This window comes from Streptomyces sp. NBC_01363 (genome assembly GCF_026340595.1).
GTDB lineage: Bacteria > Actinomycetota > Actinomycetes > Streptomycetales > Streptomycetaceae > Streptomyces.
Window position 1 is genome coordinate 3,351,254 of sequence record NZ_JAPEPF010000001.1, and the last position, 15,596, is coordinate 3,366,849.

General features: G+C 71.4%; 15 protein-coding genes, 1 other RNA gene and 3 pseudogenes. 9 read left to right on the forward strand and 10 right to left on the reverse strand.

The annotated features are described in order from the left end of the window. Window positions 1-68: 68 nt before the first annotated feature. Together OG611_RS15465 and OG611_RS15470 are read right to left on the reverse strand one after the other, a co-directional pair. Window positions 69-233 (reverse strand): hypothetical protein, encoded by a 165-nt coding sequence (locus OG611_RS15465; protein WP_266419876.1) that lies wholly within the window; start codon window positions 231-233, stop codon window positions 69-71. A 122-nt stretch (window positions 234-355) separates the two neighbouring features. Next, a complete protein-coding gene (locus tag OG611_RS15470; RefSeq protein ID WP_266419879.1) occupies window positions 356-1,651 on the reverse strand; it encodes a hypothetical protein in 1,296 nt (431 codons plus the stop codon). A gap of 199 nt (window positions 1,652-1,850) precedes the next feature. On the opposite strand from OG611_RS15470, the gene OG611_RS15475 reads away from it, so the two are divergent. The 4 genes from OG611_RS15475 to OG611_RS15490 all read left to right on the forward strand — a co-directional run bounded on the left by OG611_RS15475 (window position 1,851) and on the right by OG611_RS15490 (window position 5,886). After that, complete coding sequence (locus tag OG611_RS15475) at window positions 1,851-2,891, forward strand: ABC transporter substrate-binding protein (protein WP_266419882.1); 1,041 nt, start codon at window positions 1,851-1,853, stop codon at window positions 2,889-2,891. A gap of 153 nt (window positions 2,892-3,044) precedes the next feature. Then, complete coding sequence (locus tag OG611_RS15480) at window positions 3,045-3,887, forward strand: Nif3-like dinuclear metal center hexameric protein (RefSeq protein ID WP_266419885.1); 843 nt, start codon at window positions 3,045-3,047, stop codon at window positions 3,885-3,887. After that, window positions 3,884-4,627 carry a zinc ribbon domain-containing protein gene (locus OG611_RS15485; protein WP_266425913.1) on the forward strand — a complete coding sequence of 248 codons (744 nt, stop codon included), beginning with the start codon at window positions 3,884-3,886 and terminating at the stop codon, window positions 4,625-4,627. Before OG611_RS15480 ends, OG611_RS15485 begins: the two co-directional genes overlap by 4 nt. Then, a complete protein-coding gene (locus tag OG611_RS15490; protein WP_266419888.1) occupies window positions 4,627-5,886 on the forward strand; it encodes a bifunctional RNase H/acid phosphatase in 1,260 nt (419 codons plus the stop codon). Before OG611_RS15485 ends, OG611_RS15490 begins: the two co-directional genes overlap by 1 nt. 34 nt (window positions 5,887-5,920) lie before the next feature. Here the strand turns inward: OG611_RS15490 and eda are convergent, their stop codons facing one another. Continuing rightward, a complete protein-coding gene (gene eda / locus OG611_RS15495) occupies window positions 5,921-6,541 on the reverse strand; it encodes a bifunctional 4-hydroxy-2-oxoglutarate aldolase/2-dehydro-3-deoxy-phosphogluconate aldolase (protein WP_266419893.1) in 621 nt (206 codons plus the stop codon). A 97-nt stretch (window positions 6,542-6,638) separates the two neighbouring features. Beyond that, on the reverse strand, window positions 6,639-7,439 hold the full coding sequence (gene yaaA, locus OG611_RS15500; protein ID WP_266419895.1) for a peroxide stress protein YaaA: 801 nt from the start codon (window positions 7,437-7,439) through the stop codon (window positions 6,639-6,641). Between the two features lie 172 nt (window positions 7,440-7,611). Between yaaA and OG611_RS15505 the strand changes: the two genes are divergently transcribed. After that, complete coding sequence (locus OG611_RS15505) at window positions 7,612-9,033, forward strand: RNB domain-containing ribonuclease (protein WP_266425916.1); 1,422 nt, start codon at window positions 7,612-7,614, stop codon at window positions 9,031-9,033. Here OG611_RS15505 and OG611_RS15510 read toward each other — a convergent pair. Further along, window positions 8,978-9,601 carry a hypothetical protein gene (locus OG611_RS15510; protein ID WP_266419898.1) on the reverse strand — a complete coding sequence of 208 codons (624 nt, stop codon included), beginning with the start codon at window positions 9,599-9,601 and terminating at the stop codon, window positions 8,978-8,980. The two genes, OG611_RS15505 and OG611_RS15510, sit on opposite strands and share 56 nt — an antisense overlap. After that, the gene (locus OG611_RS15515; protein WP_266419901.1) at window positions 9,598-10,341 is read right to left on the reverse strand and encodes a MerR family transcriptional regulator; all 744 of its coding nucleotides are present in this window, start codon (window positions 10,339-10,341) and stop codon (window positions 9,598-9,600) included. Before OG611_RS15515 ends, OG611_RS15510 begins: the two co-directional genes overlap by 4 nt. A gap of 171 nt (window positions 10,342-10,512) precedes the next feature. Here OG611_RS15515 and OG611_RS15520 point away from each other — a divergent pair, with 171 nt between their 5' ends. Further along, window positions 10,513-11,091 (forward strand): Uma2 family endonuclease, encoded by a 579-nt coding sequence (locus tag OG611_RS15520; protein WP_266419904.1) that lies wholly within the window; start codon window positions 10,513-10,515, stop codon window positions 11,089-11,091. A gap of 55 nt (window positions 11,092-11,146) precedes the next feature. Then, window positions 11,147-11,548: RNase P RNA component class A (rnpB, locus tag OG611_RS15525), an RNA gene on the forward strand. Window positions 11,549-11,681: 133 nt separating this feature from the next. Here the strand turns inward: rnpB and OG611_RS15530 are convergent. Next, window positions 11,682-12,998: a nucleotide sugar dehydrogenase gene (locus OG611_RS15530; RefSeq protein WP_266419906.1), complete on the reverse strand. Its 1,317-nt coding sequence runs from the start codon at window positions 12,996-12,998 to the stop codon at window positions 11,682-11,684. Between the two features lie 67 nt (window positions 12,999-13,065). Between OG611_RS15530 and OG611_RS15535 the strand changes: the two are divergent. Then, window positions 13,066-13,737, forward strand: a pseudogene (locus OG611_RS15535) (glycosyltransferase family 2 protein); the annotation flags it as partial. A gap of 59 nt (window positions 13,738-13,796) precedes the next feature. Here OG611_RS15535 and OG611_RS15540 read toward each other — a convergent pair. The 3 genes and pseudogenes from OG611_RS15540 to OG611_RS15550 all read right to left on the reverse strand — a co-directional run. Next, window positions 13,797-14,534 (reverse strand): annotated as a pseudogene (locus OG611_RS15540) (TauD/TfdA family dioxygenase); the annotation flags it as partial. Between the two features lie 348 nt (window positions 14,535-14,882). Continuing rightward, window positions 14,883-15,089, reverse strand: coding sequence for a hypothetical protein (locus OG611_RS15545; protein ID WP_266419907.1), 207 nt, complete (start codon window positions 15,087-15,089; stop codon window positions 14,883-14,885). Next, window positions 15,086-15,253 carry a hypothetical protein gene (locus OG611_RS15550; RefSeq protein WP_266419909.1) on the reverse strand — a complete coding sequence of 56 codons (168 nt, stop codon included), beginning with the start codon at window positions 15,251-15,253 and terminating at the stop codon, window positions 15,086-15,088. The genes OG611_RS15545 and OG611_RS15550 overlap by 4 nt, the downstream gene beginning before the upstream one ends. 177 nt (window positions 15,254-15,430) lie before the next feature. On the opposite strand from OG611_RS15550, the pseudogene OG611_RS15555 reads away from it, so the two are divergent. After that, window positions 15,431-15,559: pseudogene (locus tag OG611_RS15555) on the forward strand (helix-turn-helix domain-containing protein); the annotation flags it as partial. Window positions 15,560-15,596 lie beyond the last annotated feature (37 nt).

Consider the following 15,596-nt stretch of genomic DNA (forward strand, 5'->3'; position numbering starts at 1 on the left):
GACACGGGTGGGCCCTGGCAGCCGGCCGGCTGCCAGGGCCCACCGCCCCTCGTCGCTGTTCCGCGCGGTCAGGCCGCCCGGCTGTCCCCCTCGGGGCGGCGGTGGCGGCCGTGCGGCTGTGCAGACGTGTCGTCCATCGACTCACCCCCTCGGTGCTTTCCGTAGCCGCCGTCTTCGGCCCGGTCCGCGTTCTCCGGACGCGTCTGGGTCGTGTCGGTTCGGGCTTCAGACATGTGGGAAGTCACCCCGTTGTGATCGCTTACGTGTGTGTCACCGGGCCGATCACGCCAACCGCAACACGGCGCGGTCACCGTCGGCGACCGCCGGGTACGGTTGCGTAGCCCGGTTCCAGATTTTAACCAGGCACCATGCGTCCCGTAAGAGGCGCCTGCCCCAGCGGAATCGGCTTGCACACGGGTAGAGGCGCAGCGGCGGCGGACGGTTGCATACCGCTTTCCGCGCCGGGTTCCGCCGACGGCCGCGTGCCGTGTTCGTCGTCCACCGGCGCCTCCACCAGAGCCACACCGCAGGCCACGTTCCCGTCCGCGTACGGGAGTCCGAGCACGCCGTCCCGGGTCCACACCCCGCGACCGGCCTGCCATCCCTCGGGGGCGGCGAGTTGATGCAGCCGGCGTCCGGCCGGGCGCCACACCCCGACCCAGCTGCCCGCCGCCCCGTCGATCCGCAGCGCCACCGCGCAGCTCTCCGGCATCAGCATCTGGCCCGGCTGCACGGCGAACGGCGTCACCGCCGCATCGGCCGGGCGCAGGCACTCCGGGAAGCGCACGGGCAGACAGCTGCCGAGCACGCCCCACCCCAGCCGGTCGTGTCCCGGCGCGTCCGAGCGGATCAGCAGCAGCCCGCTGTCCGGATCGGCGAGCAGCAGGCGGTCGTTGCTGTCCGGGGCGATCTGCAGCAGCGGCGTCACCTCGCCGCCCCGCTCCAGGTCCACGGCGACCGCCTTGACCGGGCCCCCGCCCGGCATCTCCCGGTCCAGGGCCAGTATCCGGCCCGCCCGGTCCAGCCAGACGCCGCCGGAGCAGCGCCCCGGGACCTCCGCGACCGGCTCGGGACCGAAGGCGCCGCCCGCCACCAGCCAGACGGAGGTGGAGTGCGCGCCGGCCGACAGCGCGTACGCGCTCATGCCGTCCGGCGTGGGCGGCAGCAGGGTGAGGTCCGCGCATTCGACGGCGCCGAGCGGGAGTTCACCGGTCCCGGGGCCGGTCGGATAGAGCAGCGACACCGTGTGCCGGTCCGCGACCCGGCGCCGGATCAGTACCCGCCCGTCGGCCATCGGCAGCACCTCGGAGTCCGGCTCCTCCGGCTGGTCGAGGGGGAGCGGTACGGCGTACGGCTCGGGCCCGTCGAGCGTCCAGCGCTCCACGAACCACGCCCCGCCGGCCTCGCCGGACGCCTCCGCCGGCACCGCCGCGAGCGCGAGCCGGGCCGCGTACGAACCGTCCGCGGCGATCGTGAACGCGGGCGCGGCGAGGGCTGCCCCGAGGGGCGTGCCCGCTCCGCCCGCTTGGTCCGGCGGGTCGTCCGGAGCAGCGGGAGCCTCCGGCTCGCCGTTCTCCAGGACCGCGTCCCCGTGGTCTTCGGCGGCCCCGGTCGCGCCTACGGTCTTGTTCTCGATGGCACAGACAGTCATGGACTGGTCACCTCCGGCAATCGAAGTTAGTTTTCGCACTTCCTGCCGAACAACACGAGACCCGCCTCTTCACACATAAGGGTGGTGATGCCCGTATTCGCCCGAGGGGGAGGGGGTGGCTGTGCTGGGCGTGAGGCAAATGAGTAAGGTTAGGCAGCCCTAAGCAGTATCTGTCTGTTCTTCGCAACTGGAGCAAGTGATGTCCCTTCGTCGCCGCGGCACCGCCGCAGTCGGCCTGGTGGTGGCTGCCGCCCTTTCCCTCTCGGCCTGCGGGAGCGACGACGGGGGGTCGGGCGGCTCGGCCAAGTCCGAGGGCGGCGACAAGAAGGCGGCCGTCGCCACGGGCGGCAAGGACTTCGGCGACGCCGCGAAGAAGACGGCGGCGTACGGGACGGACGCCGGGGCCGGCCAGTTCCCCCGGACCCTCACCCACGCCATGGGCAAGACGGAGATCAAGTCCGCCCCCAAGCGTGTCGTGGTGCTGGACGTCGGCGAGTTCGACAACGTCGTGTCGCTGGGTGTGAAGCCGGTGGGCTACGCCCCCTCCGAGGGCGACGCGGCGATTCCCTCGTACCTGAAGAAGAACGCGGGCAACCCCAAGAACGTCGGCACGATCAACAACCTCAATCTTGAGGCGATCGCCGGGCTGAAGCCCGACCTGATCCTGGGCAGCCAGCTGCGCGCCGCCGACAAGTACGACGCGCTCTCCAAGATCGCGCCGACCGTGTTCTCCATCCGTCCGGGCTTCACCTGGAAGGAGAACTACCTCCTCAACGCCGCCGCGCTGGACAGGACGGCGAAGGCGAAGAGCGAGCTCGGTGCCTATGAGGCCAAGGCGAAGAAGCTCGGCGAGGACATCGGCCCGAAGAAGCCGACCATCTCCATGGTCCGCTACCTGCCGGACCGTATCCGTCTCTACGCCAAGGCCTCGTTCATCGGCACCATCCTCGAAGACGCCGGTCTGCCGCGGCCGAAGAACCAGCAGATCGACGACCTCGCCGCGGAGATCAGCCCGGAGAAGATTGACGAGGCCGACGCCGACTGGATCTTCACCGGCGTCTACGGCGACGTGAAGGCCACCAAGCGCGACACCACCCAGGCCAACCCGCTGTGGAAGAACCTCAAGGCCGTCAAGGAGGGCCGGGCCAAGGACGTCTCCGACGAGACCTGGTACCTCGGCCTCGGTGTCACGGCGGCGAACCTGGTCCTCGACGACCTCCGCGCCGACCTCGTGAAGTGACGATCGCAGGCCGTGGCCGACCTCGTGAAGTGACGATCGCGGGCAGGCCGCGGCCGACCTCGTGAAGCAGTGATCGCCGAGCAGGACGTGGCGGTCCGCACGGACCGCCACAGTCATGGGCGACGGGGCACGGAGGGCAGGTAGCCTTTGCTTGTGCCCCGTCTGTCTGATGTCCTCGCCGAGCTCGACGCTCTCTGGCCGCCCGAGCGGGCCGAAGGCTGGGACGCGGTCGGTACCGTCTGCGGAGACCCCGACGCCGTCGTCGACCGTGTGCTCTTCGCCGTCGACCCCGTCCATGAGATCGCCGACGAGGCGATCCGGCTCGGCGCCCAGCTGATCGTCACCCACCACCCGCTCTATCTGCGGGGTACGACGACGGTCGCGGCCGACACCTTCAAGGGCCGGGTCGTGCACACCCTCATCAAGCACGACATCGCGCTGCACGTCGCCCACACCAACGCCGACACCGCCGACCCGGGCGTCTCGGACGCCCTGGCCGGTGCGCTCGACCTGCGCGTCGAGGGCCCGCTCGTACCGGACCCGTCCGACCCCGGGGGGCGGCGCGGCCTCGGCCGGATCTGCGTGCTCGACCACCCCGAGACCCTGGCCGAATTCGCCGCCCGCGCGGCGGCCCGGCTGCCCGCCACCGCGCAGGGCATCCGGCTCGCCGGCGACCCGGCGGCGACGGTGCGCACCGTCGCGGTCAGCGGCGGCTCCGGCGACAGCCTCTTCGACGCGGTGCGCGCCGCGGGCGTCGACGCCTTCCTCACCGCCGACCTGCGCCACCACCCGGCCTCCGAGGCCGTCCAGCACTCCCCGCTCGGCCTGATCGACGCCGCGCACTGGGCCACCGAATGGCCCTGGTGCGAACAGGCCGCGACACAGCTCGACGCGATTTCCGACCGCCACGGATGGGACCTGCGGGTCCATGTCTCGAAGCAGGTCACCGACCCCTGGACCACCACCACCCACCACTCTTCTGGAGCCCCCAACTGAACGCCGCGCCCGCCGACCAGATCCGACTTCTCGACGTCCAGGCCCTCGACGTACGCCTGTCGCAGCTCGCGCACCGGCGCAAGTCGCTGCCCGAGCACGCCGAGATCGAGTCGCTCACCAGCGACCTCGCGCAACTGCGCGACCTGCTGGTCGCCTCGCAGACCGAGGAGAGCGACACCGCCCGCGAGCAGACCAAGGCGGAGCAGGACGTCGACCAGGTGCGCCAGCGCGCCACCCGCGACCAGCAGCGCCTCGACTCCGGCGCGGTCACCTCGCCGAAGGACCTGGAGAGCCTCCAGCGCGAGATCGCGTCGCTGGCCAAGCGCCAGGGCGACCTGGAGGACGTCGTCCTCGAAGTGATGGAGCGCCGCGAGTCCGCCCAGGAGCGCGTCACCGAGCTGTCCGACCGGGTCTCCGCCGTCCAGGCCAAGACCGACGACGCGACCGCCCGCCGCGACGCCGCGACCAGGGAGCTCGACGAGGAGGCCGCGACCGTCACCAAGGAGCGCGAGCTGGTCGCCGGTTCGGTCCCCGCGGACCTGCTGAAGCTGTACGACAAGCTCCGCGTCCAGCAGGGCGGGGTCGGCGCCGCCCGCCTCTACCAGCGACGCTGCGAGGGCTGCCGCCTCGAACTGAACATCACCGAGGTCAACGACGTGAAGGCGGCGTCCCCGGACACCGTCCTGCGCTGCGAGAACTGCCGCCGCATCCTGGTCCGTACGGCGGAGTCGGGCCTGTAATGACCCAGCCGCGCCAGTTCGTCATCGAGGCCGACGGCGGATCCCGGGGCAACCCCGGGCCCGCCGGATACGGAGCGGTCGTCATCGACCCGGTGACGGGGGAGACCCTCGCCGAGGCCGCCGAGTACATCGGCGTCGCGACGAACAACGTCGCCGAGTACAAGGGCCTCATCGCGGGCCTGAAGGCGGCGAAGGCGCTGGTACCGGACGCCTCGGCGGACGGCGCGGTCCAGGTGCGGGTCCGGATGGACTCCAAGCTGGTCGTGGAACAGATGTCGGGCCGCTGGAAGATCAAGCACCCCGACATGAAGCCGCTCGCGGCGGAGGCCGCCAGGATCCTGCCGGCCTCCGCCGTCACGTACGAGTGGATCCCGCGCGAGAAGAACAAGCACGCCGACCGGCTCGCCAACGAGGCGATGGACGCGGGCAAGCGCGGCAAGCAGTGGGAGCCGTCGGCGTCGACGGCCGCCCTCGACACCCCCCGGCCCTCGACGGCCGCAGGCCCGCCCCCCGTGTCCGGCCCGCCCGGTGACGCGGCGGCGGGCGCGGCCAGGGCCCGCGCGGCCCTGGCCTCCCGGCAGGGAGCGGCCTCCCCGGCGACCCCCCAGGTCGGCTGGGGCGCGGCGCCCGATCTCGGGGCGCCCGCCACCTTCGTACTGCTCCGGCACGGCGAGACGGCCCTCACCCCCGAGAAGCGGTTCTCGGGCAGCGGCGGCAGCGACCCCGAACTCTCGGCGACCGGCCGCCACCAGGCCGAACGCATCGCCCAGGCGCTGGCCGCCCGCGGCACGATCGAGGAGATCGTCAGCTCCCCGCTGCGCCGCTGCCGCGAGACGGCGGCTGCGGTGGCGGCCCGGCTCGGCCTGGAGGTCCGGATCGAGGACGGCCTGCGCGAGACGGACTTCGGTGCCTGGGAGGGCCTGACCTTCGCCGAGGTACGTGAGCGTCACGGCCACGACCTGGACGCCTGGCTCGCCTCCGCGAAGGCGGCCCCCACCGGCGGCGGCGAGAGCTTCGCCGAGGTCGCCCGCCGGGTGGGAGCCACCCGCGACCGCCTCACCACCCGCTACGCGGGCCGCACGGTCCTCCTGGTCACCCATGTGACGCCGATCAAGACCCTGATCCGACTGGCGCTCGGCGCCCCGCCGGAAGCCATGTTCCGGATGGAGCTCTCGGCGGCCTCGGTCTCCGCGGTGGCGTACTACGCGGACGGGAACGCGTCGGTCCGCCTGCTCAACGACACGTCGCACCTGCGGTAGCCGACGGCGGAAGCCCGGGGCGGCCCGGCGGCGGTCAGCCGCGCAGCCCGGCCGCCTCGCTCGCCAGCCGCTCCACCCGCGCCCAGTCCTTCGCCGCGACCGCATCCGCCGGGACCATCCAACTGCCGCCCACGCAGCCGACGTTGGGCAGCGCCAGATAGGACGGCGCGGAGGCGAGGGAGATGCCGCCCGTCGGGCAGAAGCGGGCCTGCGGCAGCGGCGCGGAGAGGGCCTTCAGATAGGCGGTGCCGCCGGCCGCCTCGGCCGGGAAGAACTTCATCTCGCTGACCCCGCGCTCCAGCAGCGCGACCACCTCGGACGTCGTGGAGACACCCGGCAGGAACGGCACCCCCGACGCCTTCATCGCGTCCAGCAGGCTGTCCGTCCAGCCGGGGCTGACCAGGAACCGGGCCCCCGCGGCGACGGTGTCGGCGACGTTCCGTACGGAGATCACCGTGCCGGCCCCGACCACCGCGTCCGGCACCTCGGCCGCGATGGCCCCGATCGCGTCCAGCGCCGCGGCGGTGCGCAGCGTCACCTCGATGGCCGGGAGCCCGCCCGCGACCAGGGCGCGGGCGAGCGGCACCGCGTCGGCGGCGTCCTCCAGGACGACTACGGGCACGACGGGGGCAAGGTCCAGCACAGAGGAGGTCATGGGCTCATCTTGCCGCGACGTACGCACCGTACGCAACGAGCGTTGCGCATGATGCAACGCGCACGGTGCGGTGGTACCACCGCGAGCGGCCGGTGGCTCAGTGGATCTCCGTCACCACGACATCGATCGACCACGCCCGCCCGGCCCGCGCCGGAGCCTCGGCCTCCACCACGTACCCGAGCCCGCGCAGGGTCTCCACCAGCTCCGCGGGCTCCTTCGGGCGCGCACCGGAGACCAGCAGGTCGCGGACCATCCGCCCCTTCGTCGCCTTGTTGAAGTGGCTGACCACCGACCGCTTCTCGACCCCGTCCACCAGCTGGGAGTGCAGCACCCGCACGCTCGCCGTGCGCTCCGCCACCTCGCCCTTCGGCTTCCAGGCCGCGGTGTAGGCGGAGGACCGCAGGTCCAGGACGAGCCCGTCCCCGGCCGCCTCCGGCATCACCTGCGCCATCGGGTCGCGCCAGTACGCCCCGAGCGCGCCCAGGCCCGGCAGCTTCACACCCATCGAGCAGCGGTACGAAGGAATCCGGTCGCCCACCCGCACGGCGCCCCACAGCCCGGAGAAGACCAGCAGCGACTTCCCGGCCCGCCGCCTGGCCGCCGCGTCCAGGGAGGCCAGGTCCAGCGCGTCGTACAGCACCCCCGTGTAGATCTCCCCGGCCGGACGCGTCCCGGCCGTCCAGAGCTCCACGTTCTTCGCGATCTCGCCGCGCAGCCCCTCGCTCAGCCCGAGCACCTCGCGGGCCTTCTCCTGGTCCGCCGCACACAGCTCCACCAGCTCGTCGAGAACCGCCGCCCGCGCCCCGGCCAGGCCCGGCAGTGACAGCGACTCCGGCTTCAGGGGCGCCCCGCGCCCCGAGGCGGCCTTTCCTTCGGAGGGCGGCAACAGCACGAGCACGGCGGTTCTCCTTCGTACGCACAGTCGGGGCGGGACCAGGGCCTCCCCGCTCGAAAGTCCCCAGGCCCCCGCGCCAGCGTACGGGCACACCGGGACCGGCCGGGCCGTCACCCGGGATGCCGCCCGCCCCGCCCCGCCATACGCTCGGTCCATGCCCCGCCGCCATCTCCGCATGACCGGGCCGGCCGACACCCCGCTGAGGGCGTCCCTGCGCAAACTGCGCACCGAGCTCGGCCTTTCCGACGACTTCCCGTCCGGGGTCCTCGCCGAAGCGACGCAGGCGGCGAAGGACCCGGCGGTATCGGCCCACGAGGACGCGACGGACCTGCCGTTCCTCACCATCGACCCGCCCGCCTCGACCGACCTCGACCAGGCCCTGTACCTCGAACGCCGCCGACGCGGCTACCGGGTGCACTACGCCATCGCCGATGTCGCCGCCTTCGTACGCCCCGGCGGCGCGCTCGACACCGAGGCCCACCGCCGGGTGACGACCCTCTACTTCCCCGACGGCAAGGTGCCGCTCCACCCCACCCTGCTCTCCGAAGGGGCCGCCAGCCTCCTGCCGGGGCGGACCCGTCCCGCCGTGCTCTGGCGGATCGACCTCGACAGCGAGGGCGGCGCCGTCGCCACCTCGGTGCGCCGGGCCCTCGTCCGCAGCCGCGCCAAGCTCGACTACGCGGGCGTCCAGCGGCAGATCGACACCGGCACCGCCGAGGAACCCCTCGCCCTGCTCCGCGACATCGGACGGCTCCGTGAGGAGCAGGAGGTCGCCCGCGGCGGCATCTCCCTCAACGTGCCCGAGCAGGAGATCGTCGAGCGCGACGGCGGCTACGGCCTCGAATACCGCGCCCCGCTGCCCGCCGACGGCTGGAACGCCCAGCTCTCCCTGCTGACCGGCATGGCCGCCGCCCACCTCATGACCGGGACCGGCACCGGCATCCTGCGCACCCTGCCGGTCGCCCCGGATGGCGCCGTGGCCCGGCTCCGCCGCTCCGCCGAGGCGCTGCACATCGACTGGCCGCACCACGTCCCGTACGCCCAGGTCGTCCGCTCCCTCGACCCGAGGCAGGCCAACCACGCCGCGTTCCTCCAGGAGTGCACCACCCTGCTGCGCGGCGCCGGCTACACCGTCTTCGAGCACGGCGAACTCCCCACCCCCGCCGTCCACGCCGCCGTCGCCGACCTCTACACGCACTGCACCGCCCCACTGCGCCGACTCGTCGACCGGTACGCGGCCGAGCTGTGCCTCGCCGCCGTCGCGGAACAGGACCCGCCCGAGTGGGTCCGCGCCGCGCTGCCCGGTCTGCCGAAGGAGATGGCGGACGGGACCAGGCGCGCCAACACCGTCGAGCGCGAGTGCGTCGACCTGGTCGAGGCGGCGCTGCTCAAGGACCGGATCGGCGAGATCTTCGACGCGTACGTGGTCGACGTGTCGGAGCAGGAACCCACCACCGGCACCGTCCACATCGACGACCCGGCCGTCGTCGCCCGGATCGAGGGCGGCGACGCGAAGCTCCCGCTGGGGGAGCGGCTGCTGGTCAGGCTGGACCGGGCGGACCCTGGTTCGTCGAAGGTGCTCTTCGCCCCCGCGTGAGCGCGGCCACGGCCGCGCCCGGATCATCCGCGTGGAACCGGATCACCCGCGCCCGCTCCCGCTTCCCCAGAGGCCGTACGAACTCCACCGGACCGGCCAGCTCCACGGTCACCGTCGTCTGACCGCCCACGACCAGGTCGAGCACCCCGTCCGCGCCCAGCCGCACCGGCCCGCCCTCGGGAAAGCGCCGCTCGACCCGCGCCCCGGTGACCGCACCTGCGGGGATCCGCAGGTCGAACAGCCCGCCGTAGCGGATCCGCAGCGCGCCGTCGGCGTCCACCACATGCGGCCGGGTCACGCACGCGGCATGGAGGCCCAGGACGAACACCACCCCGTACACATCGAGCACCAGCAGAATCCCGTGCACGACCGGCCACGGCACCAGCAGGGCCAGCATCACCGTCTCGATCACGGAGACGAACAGCAGGCCGTACATCATCGCGGTCTGCGGCCCGGTGTACGGGACGGCGAGGGCGCCCTCGGGAACGGCGTGACGCCGTCGCAGCACCCACAGCCCGAGACTGTGCAGGGAGCGCAACTCGCGCCCGACGAGGCGGCGCACGCTCATCGCGTCCCCCTCCCCGCCACACGCGCCGTCAGGGCCGCCATCACCCGGCGCACCACCTCGGCCTGCGCGGGCGCGTAGTCGTCGAGCAGCGCCTCGCCGAGCCCGGTCATGACCGGCCCGCCCGAGGGGATCGCCGCCAGCACCCCGTCCGGCACGGCAGCCGCCAGTTCGGCGGCGAGCGGAGGAATCCGGGGATCGTCCACGGGGGCTCCGGCCAGCGCGTCCAGCCGCTCGTACAGCGCGTGTACGGCCGGGTCGTCGGCCAGCGGTGCCAGGGCGGCGTGGATCTCGCCGCCGACGCCCGTGGTGTCCAGCAGTACGAGATGCTCGCGGTCCTTGGCGGCCATGGGGGAGCCGGTCGTCGGGGCCGTACCCAGCAGCTCGGCGAGAGCCGGCGACACGGGCTCCTCGGCGGAGACCGGCCCGTCCAGCAGCCGGGCCAGCCGTCGCCGCCGCTCCTGGATCCCGCTCTCCTGCCGGGCCAGATCCGCGTCCAGCTCGGCCAGCACCTCCATGAGCTCGCGCCCCGCCGCGTCGGCGAGCACGTCCCGCACCTCGTCCAGCCCGAGCCCGAGCTCCGTGAGCCGCCGGATCCGGGCCAGCACCACGGCGTCCCGCACGCTGTAGGCGCGGTAGCCGTTGGCCCGGCGTCCGGGCTCGGGAAGCAGCCCGATGTGGTGGTAGTGCCGGATCGCCCGCGAGGTGACCCCGACGAGCGCGGCTATCTCTCCGATGCGCATGGACCCAGTAGAAACCTTGACGCCGCGGCAGGGTCAAGCGCCGCCCGCCCGCACCCGCATCCGACAATTCCGCACGGTCCTGCCGCCACGATCGAGGGGAACACTCCCGTCCCACGGACAACGGACCCACCGGTGTCCCAGTCTGGCGAGCGGCCGAGGAAGAGGTGTGACATGACTGCCGAACCGTACGAACCGCTCACGCAGGCGGACGTCCTGCTGGAGGGCTTTCTGGCGCTGGATACGCCGGAGGGCTTCCGGGCCGAGCTGATCGAGGGGGACATCGTCGTGACACCGCCGCCGGACGGGGACCACGAGGACTGCCTCAGCGTCATTCTGACGCAGGTGGTCAGGCGTGCCCGATCCGGTATGGCCTTCTCCGCGAACAAGGGGCTGAAGCTGCGGAGCGGGGAAGGACGTCCCGCCAACCACGTCATTCCCGACGGCACCTTCGCCCCCACCGAACTGCGTCTGTACCGGGGAGCCGATCCCTGGATGCCGTGCGAGGGGGTGGCCCTCGTCGTCGAGGTCACCTCGACCAAGCCCCGGGCGGACCGCACGGACAAGCGCCACTGTTACGCCCGCGGACCCATCCCGCCCCACCTCCTGGTCGACCGGGAGCAGTCCTCGCTGACGCTGTTCAGCGACCCGGAGGGCGACGACTACCGCCAGCACCGCACGATCCCGTTCGGCAGGCGGCTCGCTCTTCCGGCGCCGTTCGCCTTCGATCTGGAGACCGAGGAACTCATCTGAACGCGGTGCCGTCCGGCGGCCCCCACCAGGCGGGTAGCATGGTCGGCACGGCAGACGAGCCGGGCGGACGGCCGCGTGGGGATCTTCGGATCTCCCCGAGGAACGTCCGGGCTCCACAGGGCAGGGTGATGGCTAACGGCCACCCGGGGTGACCCGCGGGACAGTGCCACAGAAAACAGACCGCCAGGGACTTCGGTCCTCGGTAAGGGTGAAACGGTGGTGTAAGAGACCACCAGCGCCTGAGGTGACTCAGGCGGCTAGGTAAACCCCACCCGGAGCAAGGTCAAGAGGGGCCGTCGCAAGACGGCCCTGCGCGAATGATCGAGGGCGGCCCGCCCGAGTTCGCGGGTAGACCGCACGAGACCGGCAGCAATGCCGGTCCTAGATGGATGGCCGTCTCCCCAGCCGCCGCGAGGCGACCGGGCGACAGAACCCGGCGTACAGCCCGACTCGTCTGCCGGTAAGCCAAGAAAGGGCCCCAGGCCAGGTGTTTTGCCTGGTCAGGGGCCCCTTTCGGTTTCAAAGCGCGAGGCGTAGCTTGCTAACTGCCTGGTCCCGTTCTGGCGGGCGGTGACCTCCAGCGCCGACGCCTATAGGACATCGACGTTCGCGCCGGACAGCCGGTTCCGGCAGTCCAGCACGTACTGGGCGTGCAGCTCCACTGCCCCGTAGTCGAATTCGTCGTGGTCGGTGAGCAGCACCACCGCGTCGGCCGTGGCCAGCTCCTCCGGCGTCGCCTCGACCCGACGGACGGCGGCGAACGGGTCGCCCTGCCGGTCGTGCTCGGCCGCCTGCTGCCCCGGGATGACCGGTTCGGGGACGTGCACCCCGACCACCACGTGCGGGTCGGCGGCCCGGACCTCGGCGCCCATCCGGGCCAGCAGGTCGGCGACCCGCGCGGCAGGCGTCTCCCGCGCGTCGCCAGTGTTCTTCTTGTTCGCGAGACCGAGCAGGAGCACCCGGGAGCCCTTCACCGAGCGCTGCCGTTCGTTGAGCGCCTCGCCGAGCCGGCGCACCACATGGTCGGGCATGTGGCTATTGACGTCGTTGGCCAGCTCCACGAAGCGGAAGGACTGGCCGAGCGCCCGCTCGACCCGCCAGGACAGGTAGGAGGGGTCGATCGGCAGGCAGTGCCCGCCGACCCCCGGGCCAGGGGCGAAGCGCAGGAAGCCGAACGGCTTGGTGGAGGCGGCGTCGATCGCCTCCCAGACGTCGATGCCGAGGTCGTGCGCGAACATGGCGAGCTCGTTGACCAGGGCGATGTTCACGTGCCGGAAGGTGTTTTCCAGCAGCTTGGTCAGTTCGGCCTCCTTGCAGGAGGAGACCGGCACCGTGCGCTCGACCAGTTGCCCGTAGAAGCGATTCACCGCCGCCAGGCCCTCGGTTGTGGTGCCGGAAACCACCTTCGGGGTGTTCTCCAGCCGCCACCGCGGGTTGCCCGGGTCGATTCGCTCGGGGCTGTAGCCGAGGTGGAAGTCCTCGCCCGCCCGCAGGCCAGAGCCCTCTTCCAGTAGCGGGGCGAGCAGTTCCTCGGTGGTGCCCGGATAGGTGGTGGACTCCAGAACCACGGTGGCCCCGGGGCGCAGGTGCTGCGCAAGCAGCCGGGCCGACGACTCGATGCACGAGAGGTCGGGTACCCCGTCCCGGAGCGGGGTGGGCACGGTGATGACTGCGATGTCGAAGCCTGCCACGTCCCCGGGCTCGGCCGAGGGCAGGTATGCCACCCCGCTGTCCAGGAGCGGCCGCAGCCGCTCGGCGGGAATGTCCTCCACGTACGACTTGCCGACCGCCAGCCGCTTGATCCGGCGATCGTCCACGTCGTAGCCGATGACACGGTGCCCCACCTCTGCGGCGCGCACGGCCAGCGGCAGCCCCACGTAGCCCTGACCAGCGACAACAACATGCATGGCAGCTCCCCTCACAATTCCAGTGCTTGAATGGACCGTCGTCTTTGGCCTAGCAAGGAGAAGCGCTGTGCCCCTGGTGTCCGTCGTGATGCCCGTGTACAACTCGGCAGCGACTCTTGGCACAGCGGTTCGGTCGGTGCTCTCGCAGACCCACAGCGACCTGGAGCTGCTGGTCACCGACGACAAGTCTTCCGATGGCTCCATGGACCTGCTCATGGAGTTCGCCCGGCAGGACAAGCGCGTCTTGCCGGAATCGGCACCGGAACAGGGCGGTGCCGGCCGGGCACGCAACCTCGCTATCGAGCGGGCCCGGGGGGATTACGTCGCCTTTCTCGACAGTGACGACATGTGGCTTCCGGAGAAGACTGAGCGGCAAATCGAATTTGCTGCGGCGGGTAGTGCGCCTCTGACGTTCACCTCGTACTTCAAGATGGACGCCGATTACGAGGGCGAGGGCATCGACTTCATCCCGAACGGGCGCGTGGTCCGGGCGCGGGAACACGTGGACTACCGCGCGATGCTGGTCCGGGACCACATCGGCGCTCTGACCGCCATGTACGACCGCACCGTCCTCGGCACGCGGCTGATGCCGGAGATGCGGAAGCGACAGGACTACGCCCTGTGGCTGTCGATCATGCGCGACGGCGCTGACGCCCGGGGTCTGCCCGAGCCGCTTGCGGTGTACAGGTCCCACCAGGCGGGATCGCTGTCCTCCAACAAGTTGTCGCTGGTCCGGTACAGGTCACCGCGCTGGAGTGTGAAGGCGACCTGACCAGCGACCATCTGGTCCGCAAGCTCCCTGGCGGCGTAGGCGTGTGCCTCATCGAGTCCGGACTCGGTGAGCATCTTGGCCGTGAACCGGACGAACCCGGAGACCTCGGATTCGCCGTCCAGGACGGGGAACGGCTTGTACTCCTCGCCGACGTCAGACAGCTCGAAGAAGCCTCCGTAGCTGTACGCCACGTCGGCCAGGAGGGCGCGACTCGATGGCGTCAGGCGAGATACGGCCTCCCGAGCGTTGGAGAGGATGCTCGCGCCAGCTCCGAGTGGGTCGGGTCGGACGCACAGAAGCGTGGTGTAGTCCGGCGGCTGGGTCGCGTTGACCAAGTCCATGTGGAATGCGTTGTACCCCGTACCGGTGGACAGGCCGGGATTGGCGTTGAGGTTGGTCCCGATCTCCTTCCACAGCGGCCACCGCTGGAACGGCTGGAAGGGGATTGCCACTTCGGCGAGAATCGCCGTTGCCAAGCGGAGGAACTGGTCCCCGACGCCCAGCGCCTGAGCGATGTTCCGCAGACGCATCACGGCGTATCCGCCGGCCGCACCCTTCAGCTGGGAGAGAAGGCGACCCCTGATTTCACCGAACAGCGAAGCTGAGTCCAGTTTGGCCCGGTACCGCTCGATCGTGGAGTCCGCCAGGAAGGTGCCCTCCACACTCCAAGCAGGGAGCCTGCTTCCGATCTCGATCAGATCCTCTTCCAGCTTTCTGGGCAGGTCGATGGAGCCGTCCCGGTCAGCACTCGGGATCTCGGGCATCGTGCTGTTCCTTTCTGCGGATTCACTTCGCCCGGCTGGGCGAAGTGATGCTCGGCCCGCTGGCCGAAGGCTCTTACGCCGGTCGGCGGCCGGGTGGGAGTCTGTGCCAGTCCGAGGTCGACAAGGTCGCCTTGTCGGACGCGTCGTCCATCAGCTTGTTGAACCGCTCGCCGTGCCTGTCACGGACCGTCTTGTGCGGTCCGGCACTTGATGGCCCACCCCCGACGTGACGTCTGGCATGGGATCGGAAGTCACACTGGAGGCGGGCGTTCGCCCTCGGCAGGCTGGGCCGGATAGCCGCCTGTGGGGGCGGAGTCTGGGTGCGGACGGCGATCTGCGGGCAGCGGCTCAGAGGCGAGCGGCCTGGATGTTGTCGGCGGCGGTCGTCCACTCGACTCCGGACACGGGCCGGATGTGCGCGACCCGGATCGTGCCGTGGTTGTGGAGCTCGTGCGTGACGGCGACGAGCACACCCTCCCCGCGTGAGGCGATGTCGCGGACGTTCGTGTTCAGGAGCGGGTGCTGCTCGTAGCCGTCGGGGCCGACCGGGTTCACGTCTCCGTCTCCTGCCGGGTCTCGACGCGGCGCATGAACCTCTCCCAGCCGCCAGCCGCCCGTACCCGCAGAGCCCGGCTCGGCGCACCCGGCCGGGGCTCCGGCGGCGTGCACGTACGGCCGCTGGAGCCAGGGTTTCTGCGGGGCAGTTCGGAGGTCGTCACGCGGTCACTCCTCTCGTATGGGGAGCCGTCCGGGAGGTCCTTTGACCTCCGAGCGGCATGTGACCAGTGAACGACGATCCGTTACCGTCTCCCAGAGCGGACCCCGGGCACCTCCCAGGCGTTTTCCGGGCATTGGGTGGTGCAAGCGGGGAAGGTGCTCTTCGTGAGGGGAGACCAATGGCATTAAGACGTAGGCGTTTTGCCGACCGGCGAGCGTCGCAGGGTTACTCTCAGGAGGAATTCGCCGAAGCGCTCACAGTGGCCGTGTCCACCGTGATCCGCTGGGAGGGTGGCCGTGCCACACCACAGCCGCACCAACGGCCCAAGATCGCCAGCCTGTTGG